Source organism: Streptomyces sp. NPDC050548, assembly GCF_044457385.1.
In the GTDB taxonomy this organism is placed as follows: Bacteria; Actinomycetota; Actinomycetes; order Streptomycetales; family Streptomycetaceae; genus Streptomyces.
Genome location: NZ_JBITGV010000005.1, coordinates 165,675 through 189,067, shown reverse-complemented (window position 1 = coordinate 189,067; position 23,393 = coordinate 165,675). Strand labels below are relative to the sequence as shown.

General features: G+C 70.0%; 19 protein-coding genes. 8 read left to right on the top strand and 11 right to left on the bottom strand.

The window, feature by feature from the left end; all coding sequences use genetic code 11:
* Window positions 1–14: 14 nt before the first annotated feature.
* From ACIBJH_RS16495 to ACIBJH_RS16485, 3 genes are read right to left on the bottom strand one after another with little or no spacing between them, the layout of a single operon-like run.
* On the bottom strand, window positions 15–953 hold the full coding sequence (locus ACIBJH_RS16495) for a carbohydrate ABC transporter permease (protein WP_399117537.1): 939 nt from the start codon (window positions 951–953) through the stop codon (window positions 15–17).
* 11 nt (window positions 954–964) lie between these two features.
* Window positions 965–1,990: a carbohydrate ABC transporter permease gene (locus ACIBJH_RS16490; protein WP_399117536.1), complete on the bottom strand. Its 1,026-nt coding sequence runs from the start codon at window positions 1,988–1,990 to the stop codon at window positions 965–967.
* A 56-nt stretch (window positions 1,991–2,046) separates the two neighbouring features.
* Window positions 2,047–4,116, bottom strand: coding sequence for a fibronectin type III domain-containing protein (locus ACIBJH_RS16485; protein ID WP_399117535.1), 2,070 nt, complete (start codon window positions 4,114–4,116; stop codon window positions 2,047–2,049).
* A 369-nt stretch (window positions 4,117–4,485) separates the two neighbouring features.
* Here ACIBJH_RS16485 and ACIBJH_RS16480 point away from each other — a divergent pair, with 369 nt between their 5' ends.
* The 5 genes from ACIBJH_RS16480 to ACIBJH_RS16460 all read left to right on the top strand — a co-directional run bounded on the left by ACIBJH_RS16480 (window position 4,486) and on the right by ACIBJH_RS16460 (window position 10,514).
* On the top strand, window positions 4,486–5,640 hold the full coding sequence (locus ACIBJH_RS16480) for an ROK family protein (RefSeq protein WP_399117534.1): 1,155 nt from the start codon (window positions 4,486–4,488) through the stop codon (window positions 5,638–5,640).
* 88 nt (window positions 5,641–5,728) lie between these two features.
* Window positions 5,729–7,522, top strand: coding sequence for a gamma-glutamyltransferase family protein (locus ACIBJH_RS16475; protein WP_399117533.1), 1,794 nt, complete (start codon window positions 5,729–5,731; stop codon window positions 7,520–7,522).
* 121 nt (window positions 7,523–7,643) lie between these two features.
* Window positions 7,644–8,486: an inositol monophosphatase family protein gene (locus ACIBJH_RS16470; protein WP_399117532.1), complete on the top strand. Its 843-nt coding sequence runs from the start codon at window positions 7,644–7,646 to the stop codon at window positions 8,484–8,486.
* 112 nt (window positions 8,487–8,598) lie between these two features.
* On the top strand, window positions 8,599–10,008 hold the full coding sequence (locus ACIBJH_RS16465; protein ID WP_399117531.1) for a phytoene desaturase family protein: 1,410 nt from the start codon (window positions 8,599–8,601) through the stop codon (window positions 10,006–10,008).
* On the top strand, window positions 10,005–10,514 hold the full coding sequence (locus ACIBJH_RS16460; protein ID WP_399117530.1) for an O-acetyl-ADP-ribose deacetylase: 510 nt from the start codon (window positions 10,005–10,007) through the stop codon (window positions 10,512–10,514). The genes ACIBJH_RS16465 and ACIBJH_RS16460 overlap by 4 nt, the downstream gene beginning before the upstream one ends.
* 21 nt (window positions 10,515–10,535) lie before the next feature.
* On the opposite strand, the gene ACIBJH_RS16455 is transcribed toward ACIBJH_RS16460, so the two are convergent.
* The 6 genes from ACIBJH_RS16455 to ACIBJH_RS16430 form a co-directional block, all read right to left on the bottom strand.
* Window positions 10,536–11,570: a 2Fe-2S iron-sulfur cluster-binding protein gene (locus tag ACIBJH_RS16455; RefSeq protein WP_399117529.1), complete on the bottom strand. Its 1,035-nt coding sequence runs from the start codon at window positions 11,568–11,570 to the stop codon at window positions 10,536–10,538.
* Window positions 11,567–12,820 carry an aromatic ring-hydroxylating dioxygenase subunit alpha gene (locus ACIBJH_RS16450; RefSeq protein ID WP_399117528.1) on the bottom strand — a complete coding sequence of 418 codons (1,254 nt, stop codon included), beginning with the start codon at window positions 12,818–12,820 and terminating at the stop codon, window positions 11,567–11,569. The genes ACIBJH_RS16455 and ACIBJH_RS16450 overlap by 4 nt, the downstream gene beginning before the upstream one ends.
* Before the next feature lie 51 nt (window positions 12,821–12,871).
* Window positions 12,872–14,926 (bottom strand): FAD-dependent oxidoreductase, encoded by a 2,055-nt coding sequence (locus tag ACIBJH_RS16445; protein WP_399117527.1) that lies wholly within the window; start codon window positions 14,924–14,926, stop codon window positions 12,872–12,874.
* Window positions 14,927–15,060: 134 nt separating this feature from the next.
* Window positions 15,061–15,846: an IclR family transcriptional regulator gene (locus ACIBJH_RS16440; RefSeq protein ID WP_399117526.1), complete on the bottom strand. Its 786-nt coding sequence runs from the start codon at window positions 15,844–15,846 to the stop codon at window positions 15,061–15,063.
* Window positions 15,847–15,956: 110 nt separating this feature from the next.
* On the bottom strand, window positions 15,957–16,412 hold the full coding sequence (locus tag ACIBJH_RS16435) for a hypothetical protein (RefSeq protein ID WP_399117525.1): 456 nt from the start codon (window positions 16,410–16,412) through the stop codon (window positions 15,957–15,959).
* Between the two features lie 518 nt (window positions 16,413–16,930).
* Complete coding sequence (locus tag ACIBJH_RS16430; RefSeq protein ID WP_399117524.1) at window positions 16,931–18,790, bottom strand: M1 family aminopeptidase; 1,860 nt, start codon at window positions 18,788–18,790, stop codon at window positions 16,931–16,933.
* Window positions 18,791–19,082: 292 nt separating this feature from the next.
* Here ACIBJH_RS16430 and ACIBJH_RS16425 point away from each other — a divergent pair, with 292 nt between their 5' ends.
* The 3 genes from ACIBJH_RS16425 to ppk2 are packed head-to-tail and all read left to right on the top strand — an operon-like array spanning window position 19,083 to window position 21,420.
* Window positions 19,083–20,237, top strand: a complete 1,155-nt coding sequence (locus ACIBJH_RS16425) for an anion permease (protein ID WP_399117523.1) — start codon at window positions 19,083–19,085, stop codon at window positions 20,235–20,237.
* Between the two features lie 17 nt (window positions 20,238–20,254).
* Window positions 20,255–20,488, top strand: coding sequence for a hypothetical protein (locus ACIBJH_RS16420; RefSeq protein WP_399117522.1), 234 nt, complete (start codon window positions 20,255–20,257; stop codon window positions 20,486–20,488).
* 41 nt (window positions 20,489–20,529) lie between these two features.
* The gene (ppk2, locus tag ACIBJH_RS16415; protein ID WP_262056599.1) at window positions 20,530–21,420 is read left to right on the top strand and encodes a polyphosphate kinase 2; all 891 of its coding nucleotides are present in this window, start codon (window positions 20,530–20,532) and stop codon (window positions 21,418–21,420) included.
* 105 nt (window positions 21,421–21,525) lie between these two features.
* Here ppk2 and ACIBJH_RS16410 read toward each other — a convergent pair whose 3' ends face one another.
* Window positions 21,526–21,912 carry a luciferase family protein gene (locus ACIBJH_RS16410; protein ID WP_399117521.1) on the bottom strand — a complete coding sequence of 129 codons (387 nt, stop codon included), beginning with the start codon at window positions 21,910–21,912 and terminating at the stop codon, window positions 21,526–21,528.
* 113 nt (window positions 21,913–22,025) lie between these two features.
* Window positions 22,026–23,312 (bottom strand): aminotransferase class I/II-fold pyridoxal phosphate-dependent enzyme, encoded by a 1,287-nt coding sequence (locus ACIBJH_RS16405; protein ID WP_399117520.1) that lies wholly within the window; start codon window positions 23,310–23,312, stop codon window positions 22,026–22,028.
* Window positions 23,313–23,393: the final 81 nt, after the last annotated feature.

The window sequence follows — 23,393 nt, the reverse complement described above, 5'->3', positions numbered from 1 at the left end:
AGGGGTACGGCCGGTCACTTGAGGCCGGAGAAGCCGATGGAGTTGACGATGCGCTTGCCGAAGGCGACGAACAGCAGCAGCATCGGCAGCGCCGCGACCAGGGCGGCGGCCATCAACCCGGCCCAGTCGGGGGCCGCTTGGGGCGAGGACTGCTTGAAGACACCGAGCGCGAGCGTCAGCGGTTCCACGCTCTCGCTGTTGGTGATCAGCAGCGGCCAGAAGTAGTCGTTCCAGGCGTTGACGAACATCAGCAGCGACACCGTCGCGATCGGTGCCGTCGACATCGGCAGGATGATCCGGAAGAAGATCCGCAGCGGGCCCGCGCCGTCGATGATGGCGGCTTCCTCGACCTCGGTGCTCAGGCCCAGCATGAACTGCCGCAGGAAGAACAGCGTGAACGCCTGGAAGAGCGCCCCGGGAAGGATCAGTCCGGCGAACGTGTTGGTCAGGCCGAGGTCTTTCACGAGGACGAAGTTGGGCAGCAGCGTGAAGACGCTGGGCACCATCAGCGCGGTGATCAGGATGTTGAACACCAGGTTGCGGCCACGCCAGTGCAGCCGGGAGAACGCGTAGGCGCCGGCCGAGGCGAACAGCACGATCAGCACCGTCTGCACGGACGCGTAGATCAGTGAATTGCGCAGGTAGAGCGCGATGTTGATGGCCGCGCCGGAGCCGCCCTGGGCCTGTGCGTCGGCGGTGGAGGCGATCCCGAGGACGCGTTCGAAGGCACCCCAGGTGAAGCCGACCGGCAGCGGTGAGGACGGGTGCGTCGACAGCTTGTAGTTGTTGGACAGCGCGGTGCGCAGGATCCAGTAGAACGGGAAGAGGGTGATCAGGACGATGATGCCCAGGTAGATCCAGGCGACGATCCTGCCGGGGGAGAGGCTTCTGCGGTTCTTCCGGGGCCGGGGCTGTGCGGTGGCCGCCCGGCCGGGGGCGAGGGTGACTGCCATGACGGGCTCCTTCAGCTCAGGTCGGATTCGTTGGCGCGGGCGAGCCGCAGCTGGGTGAAGGTGACCGTGATGAGCAGGGCGAACAGGGCGAGCGAGAGGGTGGCCGCGTAGCCGAAGTCGAACTGCCTGAACGCCTTGCTGTAGATGTACATCTGCAGCACGTTCGAGGCGTTGGCCGGGCCGCCCTGGGTGGTGACCTGCACGATGTCGAACACCTGGAAGGAGTTGATCACCGTCAGGACGACCACCATGACGAGGATCGGCCGCAGCAGGGGCACCGTGAGGCGCCGGAACATCTGCACCTCACTGGCGCCGTCCACCCGGCCGGCCTCGTAGACGGTGGCCGGGATGGTCTGCAGTCCGGCGAAGATCAGCAGGGAGTAGTAGCCCATCCACTTCCAGATGCTGATCGCGGCGAGGGACGGGATGGCCCAGGCGCTGCTGCCGAAGAAGAGGATGGAGTGGCCCGTCAGATGCTGCAGGACGAGGCTGACGACACCGAGGGACGGGTCGAGCATCCACTGCCAGACCAGCGCGGCGATCACGTTGGAGATCAGGAACGGCAGCAGGATCACTCCGCGCAGCGCCGACGACTTGGTCACCCGGTGCAGCACCACGGCCGTCACCAGGGAGGCCAATGTGCCGAAGACGACGGCCAGGATGACGAAGTAGACGGTGACGAGCAGGGAGTGCCAGAAGACGTCGTCGCCGAACATCTGGTGGAAGTTGGCCAGTCCCACCCAGTTCGGCGGGGTGAGGACATGGAAGTCGGTGAAGCTGAGGTAGATGCCGCGCAGGGTCGGATAGGCGTAGAAGACCGCGAATCCGACGACACTGGGAAGGATCAGCAGGAGTGCGACCGGCAGGTCGCGGCGGCGGGCCGCCGCGGACCTGGTCGGCGCGTTGCGGCTCGCCCTGCGGGCCGAACGGGTCTTGCGGACGTGGGCGGTTGAGCCGGGGGCGGTGGCCGTGGTGGTCACCGCGGCGGACGGCGGTGTGGTCGGCGTCTTGGGCTCGCCCTGTGATGTGACCACCACGGAACTCTCCTCGGATGTCGGTCGGTCGGAGGCTGGTCAGGTCGGACGGACGACGGTCAGAGGACGATCCGGTCCACGTCGGCGGCGTAGTCCGTGGCGTTGCCGAAGGTGATCGTGTTGTCGCCGGCCTTCAGCTGGACGGGCACGGTGATCGAACTCGGCCGGCCCCAGACGTTGTCGTTGCTGCCGGGCAGGAACTGCTGGAAGGAGGTGCCGCCGGTGGTGATGATCATCGTGCGGCCGGTGTCGCCGTCGGTGTAGTCGAGCTTCATCAGGTACGTGCCGTCCCGGGGCGCGGTCACGTGGTTGATCGCCACGGTTCCGGTGCCGCCGAGGTTGCCGACCTTCTTGCCGCCCGAGCACGCGGAGCAGTCGCCCACGGAGGCGTTGCCGCTGAGGGTGTTCCCGGAGGCCTCGGCCTCGTAGGACACCGGTCCATCGGCCGCCGGGGTGGTGACGTCAACTGCCTTGCTGGGGGCGGACTTCCGTCCCTTGGCGTCGTGCGCGACCACGGTCAGGGAGTAGGCGGTACCGGCCGTCAGACCGCTCACGGTGGCGGAGGTGCCGGTGACGGTGGCCTTCTTGGTGCCATTGGCGTACACGTCGTAACCGGTGGTCTTCGTACCGGAGTTCACCGCGCTCCAGGCGAGCGAGACGCTGCCGGCCGTCGACGCGGTGCCGTGTACGTTCAGCGGCACACCTGGGTGGGTGCCGGTCGCGGCGGGCGTGATGCGCAGCAGTCGCGAACCGTGCGGGGCCAGGTTGTCGGTGAACTTGCCGCTGACCGAGCCGAGGTTCTTGTGGCTCCACAGGTCGCGGACCTTGGCCTTGCCGCTGATGCCGAGGTCGCTGAAGTCGGCGGTCACGTCCGAGTAGCCCTTGCCCAGGTTGAAGAGGGCCACGGTGTAACTGCCGTCGGCGTTGCGGGCGTACCAGGTCTGCTGGGGCGTCTTCTGGCTGACCGGCCTCGCCGGGTTGCCCGCCTGGTCCACGGCGATGACCTCGTCGTTGGTGAGCAGCTTCAGGCCGTACTTGTCGAGCTTGGTGAGGTCGTCACCGATGTACAGCGGCGCGGCCTCGATGGCCCACAGGGTCATATAGCTCTGCCGCTCGGTCTGGTTGACGCCGTCCATGACGTCCGAACCCACGTCGAGCGAGTCGAGGTTGTTCCAGTGGCCGGGACCGGCGTCGTCGATCCACGGCACGACGTCGTTCCAGCGCGCCTTCACGGAGTTGTTCCACGTCACCAGGGTGTCGCAGTAGCACTCGACGTCCGTGTCGATGCGCCAGCCGTTGGAGTTGGCCTTCCAGACGTCGGCCTGGTTGTGGCTCAGCGACCAGGAGAGGGTGAACTCGATGGGCCGCCCGGTGTTCTTCAGGGCGGTGTGCCAGGCCTGGATGTCGGGGACGTTGTTGTGCGCGTCGTCGCCCTGGTTGGAGCCGGGGCCGACGCCGTCGATCTTGAGGAAGTCGACGCCGAAGGAGGCCAGTTGGTCGGCCTCGGACTGGATGTACTTGGTGGTGCAGGGGCTGGAGAAGTTCAGCTGGTAGGAGACGTCGTCCCAGCCGCTGGTCTTGCGCAGGTCCGGGTAGACGATGTCCTTGGTGGTGCAGCCCGGCGCGTTGTAGATCGGCGTCTTGCCGTCGTTGTACGCCTGCTGGTAGAGGCCGACGGCCAGATAGAGGCCGAACTTCAGTCCCTTGCGGTGGAGTTGGTCCGCGAGGTACTTCATCCCGTGCGGGAACTTCGTCAGGTTCGGGGTCGGCCGGGCGTAGGCGTCGCCCTTGGCGTCGTTCCAACCGGCGTCCACGTTCACGTAGTTGTAGCCGTGCGACTTCAACTTCGAGGACAGCACGTCCGCCTGCTGCAGGACGTGCGCCTCGGTGAGCCAGTCCCCGCCGTAGCCGGGGAAGTTGGTGGATTCGACGCTCCAAGTGCTGTAGCCCATATAGGGCTTGGCGGCCACGACGGGCGTGGTCGTGGCAGTCGTGGCACCGGATGCCTGGGCCCCCGAGGCGTCCGCGGCGGTCGCGGCCCGTGCGGAGGCGGGCACGACGAGTGCCGCCGTCAGCGCGGTGAGGCAGGTGAGAGTTCTCAGACGTGTGGGTCGAGCTGGACGAGGCATGTGTTCACTCCGTCAGGGCGCGGCTGCAGGCGGGGTTCCCGCCTGAGGTGTCGAGGTGCGGGGAGCCTCTCGGTGGTGGTCGTCCCGGGACATCACCGAGAGGGTTCGCTGGGACCAACGGGCGAGTGGGTGGGGGCCACACACTCCTCACCGGCGCAGGACCGTCCCGTCCGCCCCGACGAGGAGTGCCGCGAATCTAGGCTTAGTTTCCTTCCAGCGTCAACATAGTCGGCGCTCAGAAAACTCCGACCTTTGTGCGGCCTGGTGGGGGGTTTCAGCCACCTGCTGCCGAATGACCTGCGGTTTCAGGCCCATAGGGCCGATGAATATCCCTTGTCTTACTTTCCAAAGGAAAGGTAACGTCGCCCCATGACCCTCGCCGACCAGCCACCCGCGGCCGCACTCGTCCTGCAGACCCTGCTCCAGCACGGTCCGCTGAGTCGCGCCGAGATCGGCCGGCGGACCGGACTGACCGCGGGAGCCGTCACCAAAGTGGCCACCTCGCTGATGGCCGACGGCTGGATCACCGAGGGCGGCAGGACCGCCACCGAGCGGACGAACGGCCGCCCGGCGACCCCGGTCGAAGTACGGCCCGAACGCGCCCTGTTCGCCGGTGTGAAGGTCACCGGCGAGGAACTCATCGGCGTACTGGCCGATCTGACGGCCCGTCCGCTGGCCTCCCGGCGCGTCCGGCTCGACTCACGCGACGTGGGCACCGTGGTGCTGGCCATCGCCCGGCTCGTCGACGAACTGCGCACGGCGGCGAACCCGGCGGGCGCCGCCGACCTCCACGGGGTCGGGGTCACCATCTCCGGCGACGTGGACAGCCAGTTGGGCACGGTCCAGTACTCGCCCTTCCTCAACTGGCGCCGGGTGCCGCTCGCTCAGCTCGTCGAGACGGCCACCGGGACACCCACGGTCATCGAGAACGACGTACGCGCGCTGACCGTGGCCGAGCAGTGGTTCGGCGCCGGTGTCGGGCTGTCGATCTTCGCCCTGGTCACCGTCGGCGCCGGCATCGGCGCCGGGCTCTGTGTCGCCGGCCGGGTGGTCTCCGGAGCGCACGGCGTGGCGGGCGAGGTGGGCCACCTGCCGGTGAGCGGCACCGACCGGATCTGCACCTGTGGCAACACCGGGTGCGTCGAGGCGGTCGCCTCCACCCACGCGATCGTCGAACAGGCCCGACAGGCCAGCGGCGACGCGGAGTTGACCATGGACGGCGCGATCCGCCTCGCGCACACCGGCGACCCCGCCGTCCGCGCCGTCTTCGCCCGCGCCGGACACGCCGTGGGCCTCGCCCTGGCCTGCGTCGCCAACCTCATCGGACCGGAGCGGATCATCATCTCCGGCGAGGGTGTCGCCTCCTACGACCTGTTCGCCGACCACATCCGGCAGGCCTTCGTGGACCACGCGTTCGGTGCCGCGGTGGACTGCGATCTCGTGGTCCGACCCCTGCCGTTCGAGGAGTGGGCACGCGGCGGGGCGGTGGTCGCGGCGCAACGCGTGTTCGCGCCCGCGAAGTAGGGAGTGACGTGTGCACGCCTTCGGTCGATAGTCTGCTGCCCGATCAGGACGATCGGGACGACCACACACGCGACCACCGAGGTGAGACATGTCCTTCACCACCCGCCCCACCCTCCAGGGCACCTTCGGCATGGTGTCCTCCACCCACTGGCTGGCCTCGCAGTCGGCGATGGCCGTCCTGGAGGACGGCGGCAACGCCTATGACGCCGCCGTCGCCGGAGCCTTAGTCCTGCACGTCGTCGAGCCGCACCTGAACGGCCCGGCCGGCGAGGTGCCCATCCTGCTCGCCCCGGCCGGCGGCGAGGTCCAAGTGCTGTGTGGACAGGGCGTCGCACCCGCCGGAGCCACGATCGACCACTACAGAGGACTCGGTCTGGATCTCGTACCCGGCACCGGCCCCCTCGCCGCGGCCGTCCCCGGCGCCTTCGACGCCTGGATGCTGCTGCTCCGCGACCACGGCACGAAGTCCCTCGCCGACGTCCTGAAGTACGCCATCGGCTACGCCGAGGACGGGCACGCGTGCGTGGAGAAGGTCGGCGCGACCGTCGAGAGCGTACGGGAACTCTTCGAGACGGAGTGGACCTCGTCGGCGGACGTGTACCTGCCCGGCGGGAAGGCGCCCCGGCCCGGCGAGCTGTTCCGCAACCCCGCCCTCGCCGCCACCTGGAAGCGGCTGCTCGCCGAGGTCTCCGGCGCCGGGGACCGGGAGGCCCAGATCGAGGCGGCGCGAGCGGTGTGGCGGTCCGGCTTCATCGCCGAGGCCCTCGTACGGCAGTCCGGGCGGCCCACCATGGACACCAGCGGCGAGCGCCACACCGGCACCCTCACGGCCGCCGACCTCGCCTCCTGGTCCGCGTCCTACGAGGCCCCGGCGACGTACGACTGGAACGGCTGGACACTCTGCAAGGCCGGCCCCTGGAGCCAGGGCCCGGCCTTCCTCCAGCAACTCGCGCTTCTCCCGCCCGAGTTGCCCGCCTACGGTTCCGCCGACTACGTCCACCTCCTGATCGAGGGCTGCAAGCTCGCGATGGCCGACCGGGAGGCCTGGTACGGGGACGCGGGAGAAGACGCCGTACCGCTGCGGGAGTTGCTGTCGGCGGAGTACAACGCGGCGCGACGGGAGCTGATCGACGAGAAGGCCTCGCACGAGCTGCGGCCCGGCAGTCCCGGAGGGCGCGTTCCCCGGCTGAGCGGGCACGCGCGCGTGGTGGCGCCCGCGGAGTCCGGCTTCGACCCGCTGGGGGCGGGGGAGCCGACCGTCGCGGCCGACGGCGGTACCCGGGGCGACACCTGCCACCTCGACGTCGTCGACCGCTGGGGCAACATGATCGCGGCCACGCCCAGCGGCGGCTGGCTGCACTCCAACCCCGTGGTGCCCGAGCTGGGCTTCCCCCTCGGGACCCGGCTGCAGATGGCCTGGCTGGAGCCGGGGCTGCCCAACTCCCTTGCGCCGGGCCGCCGTCCGCGCACCACGCTCACCCCGTCGATCGCCCTGCGCGACGGAGTGCCGGTCCTGGCCTTCGGCACACCGGGCGGTGACCAGCAGGACCAGTGGCAGCTGCACTTCTTCCTGGCGGTCGCCACGCGCGCGAAGGCACGCGGCGGCCTCGACCTCCAGGGCGCGATCGACGCCCCGAACTGGCACAACGACAGCTTCCCCGGCTCCTTCTACCCGCGCGGCATGCGACCGGGCAGCGTGACCGTCGAGTCCCGCATGGACGAGAACGTGGTGGAGGAGCTGCGCCGGCGCGGCCACGACGTGACCGTCGGGGACGCCTGGTCGGAGGGACGGCTGTGCGCGGTCACCCGGGACCCGGCGGCCGGGATCCTCTCGGCGGCGGCGAACCCCCGGGGCATGCAGGGGTACGCCGTCGGACGCTGACGCGGAGGCCGATGCGCCCAGTGATGCGGACGGTGATCGCGAATCCGGGTGTTCATGGTGATTCCACCCGGAGTGCACCGGGCGGGTGGGGATTGTCAGTGGCCCGTGCTCTCATGGAGACATGATCGAAGACACCGAAACCATCGACGAGTTTCTCGTACAGCACACGGCCGACGTCGAGGACGCGATCCGCAGGGCGGCGGCGGCCGAGATCATGCCCCGCTTCCGGCAGCTCGCCGCGCACGAGATAGACCAGAAGAGCGGCCCGCACGACCTGGTCACGGACGCCGACCGCAACGCCGAGCGGTATCTGACGAAGGAGCTGGGCATCCTCCTGCCCGGCTCGGTCGTGGTCGGCGAGGAGGCCGTGCACGCCGACCCGGAGACCTACGAGGCGATACAGGGCGACGCCCCGGTCTGGATCGTCGACCCGGTCGACGGGACCCGCCAGTTCGTGCGCGGCGAGACCGGCTTCTGCACCCTGGTCGCGCTGGTCCGGCACGGCGAGCTGCTCGCGTCCTGGACCTACGCCCCCGCCCGCGACCAACTGGCCACGGCGGTGAAGGGCGGCGGCGCCTTCCTCGACGGCGTCCGGCTGCGCTCCGGTGGCCCGGACCCCGCCCGGGACCTGGAAGTGGCCACCTCTCACCCGGACTACACGACGGACGCCCAGAAGCGCGCCCTGCTCGGCCTCTGGACGGACGGGGTGCGCACGCGCCCGTGCGGCTCGGCCGGACTGGAGTATCTGGCCATCGCCCGGGGCGAGTTGGACGCGACGGCCTTCTCCTGGGAGGCCGCCTGGGACCACGCGGCGGGCCTGCTCCTCGTCGAGGAGGCGGGCGGCGCCCACCTCACCCTCGCCGGAGAGCCCTTCCGCATCACGGGCGGCAACGCACTGCCGTTCACGGCGGCCCGGGACGAGGCGACGGCCCGCCGCGTCATGGAGCTGCTGAGGGCGTCGTAGGGTCACGGGTTCCGCACACTGGACGGACCGGCCCCGGGGATGTCAGTCCTGCGGCATATCCTGGCTCCGAGTGGCCATGGGCTGACGAAGAAGGGGTCCGAAGGTGCCGTCGATGCTCGATGCGGTCGTGGTGGGTGCGGGGCCGAACGGACTGACGGCTGCCGTGGAGCTGGCCCGGCGCGGCTTCTCCGTGGCCGTGTTCGAGGCGCGGGACACCGTGGGCGGCGGCTCCCGCACCGAGGAGCTCACCCTCCCCGGCTTCCGGCACGACCCGTGCGCGGCGGCGCACCCGCTCGGCATCAACTCGCCCGCGTTCCGCGCCCTGCCCCTGGAGCGCTACGGCCTGGAGTGGCTGCACGCCGAGCTGCCCATGGCGCACCCGTTCACCGACGGCAGCGCGGCAGTGCTCTCCCGGTCCGTCGCGGAGACGGCCGCCTCCTTCGGACCGCGCGACGCGGGGACGTACCGGAGGCTGGTCGAACCCTTCCTCCCCAAGTGGGACACCCTGGTCCGCGACTTCATGTCCCTGCCGCTCACCTCGCTGCCCCGCGACCCGGTCACCCTCGCCCGCTTCGGTCTGGCCGGACTGCCCCCGTCGACCTGGCTGACCAGCCGTTTCCGGGACGAGCGCGCGAAGACCCTGTTCGCCGGACTGGTCGGCCACGTCATGGCCCCGCTCAACGGCTTCGCCACCGGAGCCATCGGCCTGGTCTTCGCCCTCGCGGCACACGCGCGCGGCTGGCCGGTGGCCCGCGGCGGCTCCCAGTCCATCTCGGACGCCCTCGCCGCCTATCTGAAGGACCTCGGCGGCGAGATCCACACGGACTACGAGGTCAAGCGCCTCGACGACCTCCCCCCGGCCCGCGCCTACGTCTTCGACACCTCGCCGACCGCCCTGGCGAAGATCGCGGACTTGGGCAACTACTACGAGAACTACCGCTACGGTGCGGGCGTCTTCAAGATCGACTACGCCCTGGACGGCCCGGTGCCCTGGACCGCCAAGGAGGCGCGCACCGCCGGCACCGTACAGATCGGCGCCGACAGCACGGAGATCGGCAACGCCCTGCGCGCCGCGTCCCGTGAGAACCGCGCCCCCGACCGGCCGTTCATGATCACCGTGCAGCCCAGCGTCGTCGACCCCACCCGGGCCCCGGCCGGCAAGCAGGTCTTCTGGGCCTACGGCCATGTCCCCAGCGGCTGGACCGGCGACCTCACGGACGCCCTGGAACGCCAACTGGAGCGCTTCGCCCCGGGTTTCCGCGACCGCGTCCTCGCCCGCGCGACCGCGGGCCCGCCCGAACTCGCCGCCCGCAACGCCAACTACGTCGGCGGCGACATCGGCACCGGCGCGGTCTCCGGACTCCAGATCCTGCTGCGCCCCAAACTCTCCCTCTCTCCCTACGGCACCCCGCACCCGGCCGTCTTCATCTGCTCCTCGGCGACCCCGCCAGGCCCCGGTGTGCACGGCATGTCGGGCCACAACGCGGCGAAGGCCGTCTGGCGCAAACTGCGACAGTCATGACCACCATCAAATTCGTCCGGGGCGACATCACCCGCCAGACCGCCGACGCGATCGTCAACGCGGCCAACTCCTCACTCCTGGGCGGCGGAGGCGTGGACGGCGCGATCCACCGCCGGGGCGGCCCCGCGATCCTGGAGGCCTGCCGCAAACTCCGCGCATCGCACTACGGCAAGGGCCTGCGCACAGGCCAGGCGGTCGCGACGACGGCCGGCGAACTGGGCGCCCAGTGGGTGATCCACACCGTGGGCCCCGTCCATTCCCGCGAGGAGGACCGCTCGGACCAACTCGCCTCCTGCTACCGGGAGTCGCTGCGCGTCGCCGACGAACTCGGCGCTCGCACGGTCGCGTTCCCCGCCGTCTCCGCCGGGATCTACGGCTGGCCGATGGACGACGCGGCGCGGATCGCGGTGGAGACGGTACGGGCGGCGAAGACGTCGGTCGAGGAGGTCACTTTCGTGCTGTTCGACGAGGCGGCGTACGAGGCGTTCGGTCGGCAGCTCCGCTGACCGGGCTTGGCGGGACAGTCCTCACGCATCGATCACGACATCCTCCAGCGGCTTCGAGCAGCAGAGCAGGATCTTGTTCTGGGCGATCTCGCGCGGCCGGATGCCCCCGTTGTGCCGCATGTCGACGGAGCCGGCGAACAGGGTCGTCTTGCAGGTGCCGCACATGCCCTGCGCGCACGAGGCCGGCAGGCTGAGACCGGCTCTGGACGCGGCGGCGAGGAGCGAGGTGTCGGCGTCGCACTCGACGGTGCGCCCGCTGCGGGTGAACTCGACCTTGAAACCGGTGTCCGCGGAGGTGGCGGGGGCGGCGTCGGCCTGCGCGGCCAGTGCCTCGAAGGTGAAGCTCTCCTCGTGGTAGTGGTCCATGTCGAGGCCCGCGTCCGCCAGCATCCGCCGTACGGCGGCCATGTAGGGGGCGGGGCCGCAGGTGAAGACCTCCCGTTCGAGGAAGTCCGGCGCGATCTGCCGGAGTGTCCCGATCGTGAGCCGGCCGCGGTGTCCGCCCCAGGGGGCGTACGGGCGGTCCTCCTCGCAGATGTGCACGATCCGGATGTTGGGCGCGGTCGCGGCGATGAGGTCGAGTTCGTGGCGGAAGACGATGTCCGCCGGGGTGCGGGCACTGTGCAGGAACACCACGTCGGCGGGGTCCGCCAGGTCGTACAGCGTCCTGGTCATCGACATCGACGGCGTCACTCCGACACCCCCGGACAGGAAGAGGTACTTGGACGCCGGATGCCGGGCCGTGGAGAAGTCGCCGAGCGGTCCGTGCGCCCGTACGGTGTCGCCCGGCCCGAGGTGGTCGTGCAGCCAGTTCGATGCGAGCCCACCCGGTACGCGCTTCACCGTGATCGAGAGCAGGAAGGGGCGGGTGGGCGGTGAGGAGATGGTGTAGCAGCGCTGCACCGGCCGGCCGTCGATGTCGAGGGTCAGCGTCAGGAACTGGCCCGGGTCGTGCCGGAACGGCCGGGGTTCGGCGTACTCGAACACGAACGTGGACACGTCGTGCGTGAGCGGATGCACCTGACGGCAGACCAGCGACTCTTCGGTCTCGCTCATGGCCGGCGCTCCAGGTGTGCCTTGAGCCTGGTCACGTACCAGTTGACGAACGCCTCGACCTGCTCCTCCGTCGGACCGTACGGGCCCGGCAGATAGGCCGGGCTGCTGATGCCCCGGTGGGCGCGGGCCACCAGCACCGCGTCCTGGTCGTTCGTGGCCCGCCACACCTTGGTGAGGGTGTCGAGGTCGTAGTCGATCCCCTCGACGGCGTTGGCGTGCACGAGCCAGGTGGTGCGGACGAGGGTGCGGTCCGGGCCGAGCGGGATCACGGAGAACGTGATCGCGTGGTCGGCCATGAAGTGGAACCAGGAGTTGGGCTGGATGTGCATGGACAGCCGGCCCAGTCGTGCCGTGGGGAAGTCCGCCAGCAGCCGTTTGCACGCGGCCGTGCCGTCCGGGGTGTACGACTCCCCGGCGAGGTCGAGGGGCTCGCGCTGGATGCGGAAACCGGTGGGGCGGGTGTCCAGTTCCTCGATCTCGGCGTAGGGCAGGCCCAGGGAGTCGTAGGTCTCGCGGGCCTCGGCGTCGGCCACGAGGAAGCGCTCGTAGGCGGGGCGCAGCGCGGGCGGGATGTCCTTCTCCTGGTAGCCGTAGACGGGGAAGTAGCAGGCCTGGAGTTCGGGATGGCCCACGCAGTGGTAGCACTCCCGGTTGTTCTCCATGGTCAGCTTCCAGTTGCCGTTCTCCACCAGGTCGATCTGCGTGGCGACCTTCGCCTCGGCCAGGCGGTGCGGTGCGAGGTACGGCTCGATGCGGGCGGCGACCTCGTCGAAGTCCTCCGGCGGCTCCTGGGCGAGGCAGATGAAGACCAGCCCGGCCACCGTGCGCGCGTGCACCGACCGCAGCCCGAAGCAGGACGGGTCGAAGCCGGGCGCCTGGGACTCGGCGTACAGCAGCTTGCCGTCCACGCCGTACGTCCAACGGTGGTATCCGCAGACGATGTTGCCCACCGAGCCGCGCTCCTCGTTGAGGATCCGAGCCCCGCGGTGGCGGCAGACGTTGTGGAAGGCCCGGACGTCCTCGTCGTCGTCGCGCACGACGATGACCGAGTACGACCCGAGGTCGACCGTCACGTAGTCGCCGGGCTCGGGAAGCTCCGCCTCGGCGGCCACGAACAGCCAACTCCGGGCGAAGACGGCCTCGATGTCGAGGTCGAAGAACTCCTCGCCGACGTAGAACGGGGCTTCGAGGCTCTGGCCGGTGGGACGGCGGGCAACGAGGTCGCCGACGTCGAGGGTCGCTTGCTTCATCTCATCTCTCCGGTACGACTGGGGAGTTGACGTGCGGACGGGGGGTGGCGCTCAGACCGGCAGGCACAACCGCAGCGCGTCGTGGATCGCGGCGTGGATGTTGCGGGAGGCGACGGCGTCGCCGACGCGGAAGAGCTGGTAGCGGCCCGCCTCGTTGCGGACCACGGACTGCCGCTCGTCGGCCAGCAGGGCGCGGTGGTCGACCTCGCCCAAGTTGCTGGATCCGGGGAGGAGTTCGACGTACAGCTCGTCCGCCGGCAGGGTCCCGTGCTCCACGACCACGTGGTCCACGATCCGTTCGGTCTCGGCCTCGGTGTACTCGCTGTAGAGGGTCGCGGCCAGCCGTCCGTCCCCGGTGCGGCGTACGGAGCGCAGCCGCCGGGCGAGCGTGATGGTGACCTCGTGCGCGGTGAACGCCCGTAGATAGGCAGGGGAGTTCATGCTGCCGACGTCGGGGGCGAGGGCGCGCTCCGGGGTGACGTACTCGATCCGGACGTCGGGCAGGGCCGTGAGGACCTCCGTGGCGTCCATCGCCGGGTAGCCGCCGTGGTCGTCGTAGACCAGGATCTCGCCGCGCGGGCGCCGCAGCGAGCCCGTCATCACGTCCCAGGTGTCGGACACCAAGCCCTCGCCGGCGCTGAGGAAGCTGCGGTTGGGCGTGCCTCCGGTGGCGACGATCACGAGGTCGGGGTGTTCGGCGAGGACGTCGTCGGCCTCGGCGTACGCGCCCAGGCGTACGTCGACGCCGAGAATTTTGCATTCGGCGAGGCGCCAGTCGACGATCTGGATCAGGTCGGCCCGGCGCGGGTTCGACGCGGCGAGCCTGATCTGCCCGCCGGGCTGGTCGCTCGCCTCGAACAGGACGACGTCGTGGCCGCGTTCGCCCAGCACCCGCGCCGCTTCCAGGCCGGCCGGTCCCGCCCCGACGACAACTGCCTTCCTGCGGCGGCCTGTTGTGCGGGAGATGAGGTGGGGCAGGTGGAGTTCGCGGCCGACGGCCGGGTTGTGGACGCACTTGGTGTCGCCGGAGTCGTAGATCGCGTCGAGGCAGTAACTCGCCCCGACGCAGGGCCGGATGCGGTCCTCCTGGCCGGCCTTCACCTTGGCGACCAGGTGCGGGTCGGCGATCTGCGCGCGGGTCATGCCGACCAGGTCGAGCAGCCCTTCGCGCAGGGCGTGCCGCGCGGTGGCGACGTCGGCGATGCGGGCCGCGTGCATCACGGGGATGGAGAGGCGTCGCTTGATCTCGCCGGTGAAGCCCAGATACGGGCCGAGCGGGGTGCCGATGGACGGGATGGCCTTCGCCAGGGACGCGTCCCGCTCGATGGAGCCGTGGATGGTGCTGATGAAGTCGATGCCGTCGGCGGCGTACTGCCGGGCGGCGGTGAGCGCCTCGTCGAAAGTGAGGCCGCCGGGTTGCGCCTCGTCCAGCGACATCCTGATCCCGACGACGAAGTCCGGGCCGACGGCTTCGCGTACGGCCCGGATCACCCGGCGCGGAAACGCCATGCGGTGCTCCAGTCCGCCGCCCCACTCGTCGTCGCGGTGGTTGGTCGCCGGGGAGAGGAAGCTGTCCAACAGGTGGCCGTACGCCTCCAGTTCGATGCCGTCGAGACCGCCCTCCCGGCAACGGACCGCCGCGGAGGCGTAGTCGGCGACGATCCGGTCCAGGTCCCAGGACTCGGCGGCCTTCGGGAAGGCGCGGTGCGCGGGTTCGCGCAGCGGCGAGGCGGACACCACCGGGAGCCAGTCGCCGGTGAAGTTGCTGGTGCGGCGGCCGAGATGGGTGACCTGGCACATGACGGCGGCCCCGGCCTCGTGCACGTCGTCGGCGAGCCGGCGCAGCCACGGGACGATGTCGTCGCGGTACAGGAGCAGGTTGCCGAACGCCGGCGGGCTGTCGGGCGAGACGACCGCCGAGCCGCCGATCATCGTGAGACCGACCCCACCTCGGGCTTTCTCCACGTGGTAGGCCCGATAACGGTCCTTGGGCAGGCCGTCCTCGCCGAACGCCGGTTCGTGGGAGGTGCTGACCACACGGTTGCGCAGGGTGAGGTGCTTGAGCCGGAAGGGCTGGAGCAGGGGATCCAGGATGGCTGAGGGCACGGCTGCTCCTCGAAGGATGCTGTGGCGCGTTTGTTTCGCGATGCAAAACAGCATCGCCATACGAGACAAATGGTGGAGCTGGGAATCCCCGGCCGTCAATAGCCCGCCGTGTTAACTCGCCGTGCGCGCAGCGCTCATCCGCGTTTCACGTGGCCCCGGCGCCAGGAGATCTTCGCGGCGGCCGCCAGCAGCTGTTCCGCGAGACCGGGCACGGTGTCCTCGTCGATGCGGAAGGTCGGTCCGGACAGGGTCACGGCCCCGATGACCTGGCCGTCCAGGGCGCGGATCGGGGCGGCGATGGCCGCCAGCCCGATCTCGTGCTCCTCGCTCGTGGTGGCGTAACCCCGCTCGCGGATCGTCTCCAGCGCCGCCGCGAGGATCGCCGGGTCGACGATCGTGTGCGGGGTGTACTTCTCCGCCCCCCTCGCGAAGACCTCCGCGACCTGGTCGGGGGTCATGTGCGCCAGGAAGAGCTTGCCGGCCGCGGTGGCGTGCAGCGGGGCGCGCCGGCCGACCCAGTCGACGCTCTTGATCGCCGCCGCGCCGATCGCCTGGTCGATGGTGATCACGTCGTGTCCGTCATGGATCGCCACGTTCACCGTGTCGCCCACGGCGGCGGCCAGTTCCTGGCAGACGGGACGGCTCAGCAGGGACAGGTCGTTCACCTTGCTCGCCCCGGCGGCCAGTTCGACCATCGTGTACCCGATGCGGTACCGCCCGCGCTCGGTGTCCTGCTCGACCAGGCCCCGTGACTCCAGGGTCGCCAGCAGCCGGAACACGGTCGACTTGTGGATCCCCAGCTCCTCGGCGACCTCGGTCACACCACTGGGACCCCGCGTGGCCAGCACCTGGAGGATCGACACCGCCCGGTCGACGGACTGCACCGAGTGATCACGTGGGCGGCTTCCGTTGCTGGTCATGGCGGAAGGGTAATCGAGGGGAAGGCGCCGGCCGCGAGCCCCGGGCGGCTGGTTCCGGGCCCCTCGTGCGCGGGTGCGTCCGACCCGACCGGCGGGCTGTCACCCGACCGTCAGGCCGTTTTCCAAAGCGTCAGCTCGGTGACGTAGTCGCGGGCCTTGACGCCGGATGCGTCCGTCTGGACGACGACGTCCTTGATCTTGAGCATCGCGAGGTTCTTCTCGTCGGTGACGGTGCACAGCAGGGTGCCCTTGGTCAGTTCCTTGTCCTGGTCGGCGTCGGCGAGTTGGGAGGGCAGTTCCTCAGACCCGAGTCCCGCCCCGACGGCTCGGTCTCCGTCGTCCCCATGGACATGGGCGTGCGCACGGAGGCCGAGATCTCCTACCGCATGGAACTCGCCGCCCTCAAGAAGCAGGGCCTGCTCGGCCCGGCCCGTACCCCGCTGACCCAGGTCATCATGCGGAACTGGCGCTGCCCGGAACCCCGTTGCACGCTCTACGACGTCCACCGGGGCGACCGCGTCCTGCTGCCCCGCATGCGGCGCGGCGTCCCCACCTGCGAGCTGCACGGCGCCCCGCTGACCGACGAGGGCCGAGGCCCGCCGCCGCCCAGCTCAAGGTCGTCATCGACCGTTTCTGCGTGGCCCGTTACACCCTGGACGAGGGTTCCGAGGCGCACGTCGGACGGCTGCCGGGACCGGAGGGCATCGCCCTGCACAGTCTGCTGTCGCCGGAGGTCGCCGCCCAGGTCAGCCGCCGGCATGTGGCGGTCTCGGCGCGGGGCGGGGCGGTCCTGGTGCGTGACGTCAGCACCTACGGGACGCGGATGCGCAGGGCGGGCCGCAAGGGCGTACCCGGCCCGTGGGAGACATTGCCGCCGCTGACCGACCGGCTCTTCCGCCCCGGCGACGAGCTGGAACTCGCCCCGGTGTCGTCCTCACCCGCAGCGGCCGGCGTTTCCCCGCCGAACTCGCCGACGCCTGGCGTACCGAGGCCGCCGGGGTCGTCGTACCGCCGACTGCGGCGGCACCTACGCGCCGGGTCTGACCGCAAAGGGGGGCCGGCGTTACCGCCGGCCCCCCTTCCGTCAGCCGATGATGCGGTGCGTGGTCCAGAACGAGGTCAGGTCCGTGGTCGTCGCGGCCTGGGCCGCCGCCTTGAACTCGGCCGTCGTCGAGACGCCGTACCAGTGCGAAGTGGCGTAGTCCTTCAGGAGTTTGGCCATCACCGTGTCACCGAGGGTGCGGCGCAGGTCGTGCAGGGCGCACTTGCCGTAGCCGTAGACGACGGTGGAGTAGCGGGACGAGTGGGCGTCCCAGTAGGCCATCGAGTTGGTGATGTTCTCCGCCGAGGACGCCCACGAAACGCTGTTCCAGCAGTTGGTGCCGGTCAGGCCCTGGGCCAGGTCGGTGGCGTAGTCGGTGAACGCCTCGTCCAGCCAGGGGCTGTTGTACTCGTCGTCGCCGACGATGCCGTAGAACCACTGGTGGCCGATCTCATGGGTGAGGGCCGTGGTGCTGACCAGGTCGAGGACGAAGCCGGGGTACTCCATGCCGCCGAACCAGAAGTTGTTGTCGATGACGGCGTCCAACTCGCCGTACGGGTAGGCCCCGAAGCGGCCGGCGTGGGCGTCGACCGCCGACTTGGCGGTGGTGAGCATCGACTGGGCGTTGGCGGAGCTGATGCCCGTCACCGAGTAGATGTTGATCGGGGTGCCCGCCGTCGACGTGCCCGAGATCTTGGTGAACGGACCCGCCGCCCACGCGAAGTCACGGACCTTGGACGCGGTGGCCGTGGTCACCGTACGGCCGCTGGTGCCGGGGGTGTCGACCGAGGCGCCGGTGGCCGGGACCAGCAGGGTGCTCGGGTGGTCCAGGGTCACCTTGAAGTCGGCGGCCAGGGAGTAGAAGGACTCGCCGTTGTTCGTGTACGGGTCCAGGTGCCAGCCCGAACCGTCCTTGATCGCGAGGACCGGCAGCGCGTTGCCGATCATGCTGAACGCGCCGTCGTAGCCGAACCGGTCGGCGCCGCTGGGGACGGTGATCCCCAAGTCGAAGCCGATGGTGGTGGATTGGCCCTGTGCGAGCGGGGTCGGCAGCGCGATCTGGAGGGCCGTGCAGGCGACCGAGAGGGCGCCCGCGGTGCCGCCGGTGACGTTCGTGACCGTGATCGGCGGGGCGGTGCAGGTGCCGTGGTAGTTGTCCCACAGCCGCAGGTACACCTCGGTCAGCGGGGTCGCCGACGCGTTGGTGAAGGTCGTGCTCTCGTGGCCGGTCCAGACCGTGCCGGCGGTGTTGCTGCTCAGGCTGACGGTGTACGCCGGGGCGGCCGGGGTACGCGTCGAGTCGGCGGGCGGGGCCGTGTCGCCCGAGGTGTTGAGGGCGATGTCGTCCAGGACGAAGCTGGTCTGGAGGCTGGAGTCCTCGACGCCGGAGAAGGCGAGGCTCACGGTCTGGCCCGCGAACGACGACACGTCGAACGACTTCTGGACGTAGCCGGTGGCCTTGTTCAGGTTCGAGTAGGTCGCGAGTGTCGTGCTGCCGATCTTCGCCGTGAGCTTGTCGTACGCGGTGGACGAGGTCGTCTCGGCGGTGTCGATGTGCAGCCAGAAGGTGAGCGTGGCGCTGGCGCAGCCGGACGGGATCGTCACGCTCTGGGAGAGCGTGTCGGTGTGCGTGCCGCCGGTGCCGTCCAGCCAGGCGAAGCTGGTGCCGGCGTGGGCGCTCTGCCCGGCGCGGCTGGTGATGACGGTCGTCGAGGACTGGGTCCAGGACGAAGTGCCGCTCTCGAAGCCGCCGTTGGCGACCACCTGCGCCGGGGTGCAGGCGGCGGCCACGGGTGCCGCGTCCGGTACCGCGGCGGCCGGGGTGACGGGGAGCGAGAGGGCGGCCACTGCCGCGACGGCGAAGACGCCGGCTGCGAGGGCCTTGTGGGGGGTCGGTCTCACACGGAACTCCTTATACGGCGGCCGGGATCCCGGCCTGCTCGGTGGCCGCCCGGCCGGACTGGGTGTGCCGGCGGGTGGCCTCGGGAACGCGCGTAGCTGTTGCGTGATCGCGGGGGAAGCTTCGCAGATTTGACCGGTCCATGCCATAAAAAGAAGGAAGTGTGCGCATGGAGTGGAGGAAGGTGCGAAGGGTGGGCGGAGGGGGCCGTACGTACGCCTACGTTGACCGGGCCATGCCTGTAATTGGCCTCCGGTTGGCCGAATGTACGCCTTCGGTTGCTTCCATCGAGCGATGGACCACATCACGTTCCTCGTGGCGGTCGTCATCGTCACGGCCTTGGCCTTCGACTTCACCAACGGATTCCACGACACCGCCAACGCGATGGCGACGTCCATCGCCACCGGGGCACTGAAGCCCAAGACGGCGGTTCTGATCAGTGGAGCGCTCAATATCGTCGGCGCCTTCCTGTCCACGGAGGTCGCCAAGACGATCTCCGGCGGCATCGTCGACGACACCCTGGTCACACCGGGGATGATCTTCGCGGGGCTCGTCGGGGCGATCCTCTGGAATCTCCTGACCTGGCTGCTCGGACTCCCGTCCAGTTCCTCGCACGCCCTCTTCGGTGGCCTGATCGGTGCCGTCTGGGTCGGCGCGGGCTCCAACGGGGTGCACTTCGACAAGGTCGTGGAGAAGATCCTGATCCCCGCGGTGGCCTCCCCGCTCGTGGCCGGCATCGCCGCTCTTCTCGCCACCTACCTCGCCTACAAGATCACCGCCCGGGCCCGCAAGGACTCGGTCACCAAGGGCTTCCGGATCGGCCAGATCGCCTCGGCCTCGCTGGTCTCCCTCGCGCACGGCACGAACGACGCCCAGAAGACGATGGGCGTCATCACCCTGACCCTGATCTCCGTGGGCGCGCTCGGCCACGACGCCGGTCCGCCGGTGTGGGTCATCGCCTCGGCGGGCCTCGCGATCGGCCTCGGCACCTACATCGGCGGCTGGCGCATCATCCGCACGATGGGCAAGGGCCTCACCGACATCCAGTCCCCGCAGGGCTTCGCGGCCGAGGCCGCCTCCACGACCGTCATCCTCACCTCCGCCCACCTCGGCTTCGCGCTCTCCACCACCCAGGTCTGCTCCGGCGGCATCCTGGGCGCGGGCCTCGGCAGGCGCCTCGCCGAAGTGCGCTGGGGCACGGCCGGACGCATGGTCATCGCCTGGCTGGTCACCCTTCCGGCCGCCGCCGCGGTCGGCGGTCTGTCCGCGACCGTCGTCAAGCACGGCGGCAACCTCGGTACGGCTCTGATCGCCCTGATCGCCGCCGCCGTGGCCGGATTCATCGTGATCGCCTCGCGCCGCAACCCCGTGCACGCCGACAACGTCAACGAGACCCACGAGGTCACCATCCGCGGCGGCGCGTCCACCGACGTCCGTACGGCCGCCTGAATCAAGGGAGTCGAGCCATGAGCCTGGACTGGAACGCCCTCGGCGAGGTCTTCGCGGTGAGTGTCGGAGTGACCGTCGGCGTGGTCGTCGTCTTCGCGCTGGGGGTGCTCGGCATCGCCCAGGTCGAGACCGCCCGCGAACGGGACGGCGGCACCCACGCCCTCGGGCTCGCACAGGCGGGGTTGTGCTTTCTCGCGTGTGCGGCTGTCGTGGCCTACGGCATATATCTCATCGTGCCGCAGTTCCACTGAATGCCGCTGATCAACCGAACACCATCGAGAAGGAGGCCGGGATGACCGAACTGTTGTCGGGGCTGCGCGTCGACTACACGGACCAGGACGACCCGGTGCTGATCCGGCCCGACGGCAGCCCGGTGGACACCTGGCGCGAGAACTACCCGTACGAACAGCGCATGGAGCGCAAGGAGTACGACTGGCACAAGCGCCTCCAGCAGATCGAACTGCTGAAGCTGCAACGCTGGGTCAAGGAGACCGGACGCCGGCTCGTCATCGTCTGCGAGGGACGGGACGCGGCCGGCAAGGGCGGCACGATCAAACGGTTCACCGAGCACCTGAACCCGCGCGGCGCCCGCGTGGTCGCCCTGGAGAAGCCCAGCGAGCGCGAGAGCGGTCAGTGGTACTTCCAGCGCTACGTCCAGCATCTGCCGACCGCGGGCGAGATCGTGCTGTTCGACCGGTCCTGGTACAACCGGGCCGGTGTGGAGCGCGTGATGGGGTTCTGCTCGGACGACGAGTACCGCCGCTTCATGCGCCAGGCCCCGCTGTTCGAGCGGATGCTGGCGGACGACGGCATCGACCTGATCAAGTTCTGGTTCTCCGTCTCACAGGGTGAGCAGCGCACCCGTTTCACGATCCGCCAGGTGGATCCCGTACGGCAGTGGAAGCTCAGCGCGATGGACCTGGAGTCCCTGGACCGCTGGGACGACTACACGGCCGCCAAGGTCGCCATGTTCCGGGAGACCGACACCGAGCAGGCCCCCTGGACCGTGGTGAAGAGCAACGACAAGAAGCGCGCCCGCGTCGAGGCCATGCGCAGCGTGCTGGCCCGCTTCGACTACGCCGACAAGGACGAGGAGGTCGTCGGCAGCCCCGACCCACGCATCGTGGGCGCGGCGGCGACCTTGCTGGAGGCGGGGGAGGACGACACGGCGGCGGTGTTTTAGTCCCGGTCCAGGTCAGCGCTCCAAAGGGGCGCGGGGAACTGCGCGGCCAGCCACAGCGGCGCGGCAGCCGAACAACAACACATCGCCACTCAGCCGGCGCAGCGCCTAGTCGCCGTCGCGCGGCACCAGTGTCACCCGGTGGAAGTTGCAGCCGGTCACGGGCGGGTTCCCGGAAGGGGGCCCGCCCGCGTGCGCCTTGAGCGCGACGCTGACCAGGCTCAGCAGCAGGTCGACGTCCGTCTCGCAGTCCAGGTGGACCGTCACCCAACGGGAGCCCGGGATGATCCGGATCGCCGTCGACTCACTGAGATCATGATGGAACCGGAGGATGGCCCCGACGGTGAGATGCAGATCCACATCGTGGTCCGAGTGGAAATGCACGATCTCGCTGTGGACGGACCGCAGCGCCCGCCCCGTGCCGCAGCTGGCCGGGCCCGGACTGAGGTCGGGCCAGCCTGTCAGTCGCTGCATGGCTCTCTCGGCCAGGGTCATGTCCCCATCGTGGACTGCTCACCGCTTCGCAACCAGAGGTTGAGCGATTTGTAACCGGTGCGTGAGGTACCGCACACCTCCGGAGCGTCCGGCGTGCGGTACCCCGCGTCGGGTCAACTCGCGTCCGCCACCAGCTTTTCGTAGCCCACGAGCCGTACACACGTGGCCACCCCGTCGATGATCTCCTCGATCTCCGAGGCGTCCGGGAAGGACGGGGCGATCCGGATCGTACGGTCCCCGGGGTCGTCGCCGTACGGGTGGGTCGCGCCCGCAGGTGTCAGGGCGAGACCGGCGTCCGCCGCGCGGCGCACCACCTCGCGGGCGCAGCCGTCGGGGACGTCGAGGGTGATGAAGTAACCGCCCCTGGGCGTCGACCAGGTGGCGAGACCGGTGTCGCCCAGCCGGTCGGCGAGGATGCGCAGCACGGTGTCGAACTTCGGCCGCAGCAGCTCACGGTGCTTGCGCATATGGGCGCGCACCCCGTCCGGATCGCGCAGGAACATCGCGTGCCGCAGCTGGTTGACCTTGTCGGGGCCGATGGAGCGCTTGGCGCTGCAGCCGCGCAGCCAGGCCACGTTGGCCGGGGACGAGCCGAAGAACGCCACGCCCGCACCGGCCAGGGTGATCTTCGAGGTGGACCCGAAGACGAAGACCCGGTCGGGGCTGCCGTGTTCGGCGCAGGCGGCCAGGAGGTCGGCGATCTCCACCTCTTCGTCGGTGAGGTGGTGCACGGCGTAGGCGTTGTCCCAGAAGATCCGGAAGTCGGGCGTCGCCGTCGGCATCGCGGCGAGCCGTCGTACGGTCTCGTCGCTGTAGCAGGTCCCGTCCGGGTTGCTGTACTTGGGCACGCACCAGATGCCCTTGACCGCCGGGTCCGCGGCCACCAGGCGCTCCACCACGTCCATGTCGGGACCCTCGGCCGTCATCGGCACCGGGATCATCTCGATGCCGAAGCGCTCGCACAGCGCGAAGTGCCGGTCGTAGCCGGGGACCGGGCACAGGAACGCGACCCGCTCCTCGTCGGCCCAGCGGCCCGCCGCCCCGGGAAGCGTGCCGAGCAGTGCGTGCACCAGGCAGTCGTGCATCAGCTCCAGGCTGGAGTTGCCCACGGCGAGCAGCTGCCCGGCCGGGACCTGGAGGAACCCGGAGAAGATCTCCCGGAGCTCCAACAGTCCGTCCGTGCCACCGTAGTTGCGGCAGTCCGTGCCGTCGGCGGCGGTGTAGCGGCCGTCGGGCAGCGTGAGCAGTTCGGCGGAGAGGTCGAGCTGCCGGGCGGAGGGCTTGCCGCGGGTCAGGTCGAGCGACAGCTTCTTCGTGAGGAGGGCTTCGTAGTCGCTCCGGGCCGCGTCGAGGCGGGCCGGGAGGGAATCGGCGCTGTGCGAGGGTGAGGGAGGGGTCACGGAGGTCGACGCTACAAAGCCGCGTCTCACACCACAAACCGATAAGCCCGGGCCTCACCGGGAGGGACCCGGGCGAGGGCC

Excerpts from the sequence above, each read along its gene's own strand:
- ACIBJH_RS16470 (WP_399117532.1), top strand. The coding sequence starts at position 7,644 with ATGATCGAAGACACCGAAACCATCGACGAGTTTCTCGTACAGCACACG.
- ACIBJH_RS16410 (WP_399117521.1), bottom strand. The coding sequence starts at position 21,912 with ATGACCCTGGCCGAGAGAGCCATGCAGCGACTGACAGGCTGGCCCGAC.
- ppk2 (WP_262056599.1), top strand. The coding sequence starts at position 20,530 with ATGACCGAACTGTTGTCGGGGCTGCGCGTCGACTACACGGACCAGGAC.
- ACIBJH_RS16440 (WP_399117526.1), bottom strand. The coding sequence starts at position 15,846 with ATGACCAGCAACGGAAGCCGCCCACGTGATCACTCGGTGCAGTCCGTC.
- ACIBJH_RS16495 (WP_399117537.1), bottom strand. The coding sequence starts at position 953 with ATGGCAGTCACCCTCGCCCCCGGCCGGGCGGCCACCGCACAGCCCCGG.
- ACIBJH_RS16480 (WP_399117534.1), top strand. The coding sequence starts at position 4,486 with ATGACCCTCGCCGACCAGCCACCCGCGGCCGCACTCGTCCTGCAGACC.
- ACIBJH_RS16425 (WP_399117523.1), top strand. The coding sequence starts at position 19,083 with ATGGACCACATCACGTTCCTCGTGGCGGTCGTCATCGTCACGGCCTTG.
- ACIBJH_RS16450 (WP_399117528.1), bottom strand. The coding sequence starts at position 12,820 with ATGAAGCAAGCGACCCTCGACGTCGGCGACCTCGTTGCCCGCCGTCCC.
- ACIBJH_RS16475 (WP_399117533.1), top strand. The coding sequence starts at position 5,729 with ATGTCCTTCACCACCCGCCCCACCCTCCAGGGCACCTTCGGCATGGTG.
- ACIBJH_RS16420 (WP_399117522.1), top strand. The coding sequence starts at position 20,255 with ATGAGCCTGGACTGGAACGCCCTCGGCGAGGTCTTCGCGGTGAGTGTC.
- ACIBJH_RS16485 (WP_399117535.1), bottom strand. The coding sequence starts at position 4,116 with ATGCCTCGTCCAGCTCGACCCACACGTCTGAGAACTCTCACCTGCCTC.
- ACIBJH_RS16460 (WP_399117530.1), top strand. The coding sequence starts at position 10,005 with ATGACCACCATCAAATTCGTCCGGGGCGACATCACCCGCCAGACCGCC.
- ACIBJH_RS16455 (WP_399117529.1), bottom strand. The coding sequence starts at position 11,570 with ATGAGCGAGACCGAAGAGTCGCTGGTCTGCCGTCAGGTGCATCCGCTC.
- ACIBJH_RS16465 (WP_399117531.1), top strand. The coding sequence starts at position 8,599 with ATGCTCGATGCGGTCGTGGTGGGTGCGGGGCCGAACGGACTGACGGCT.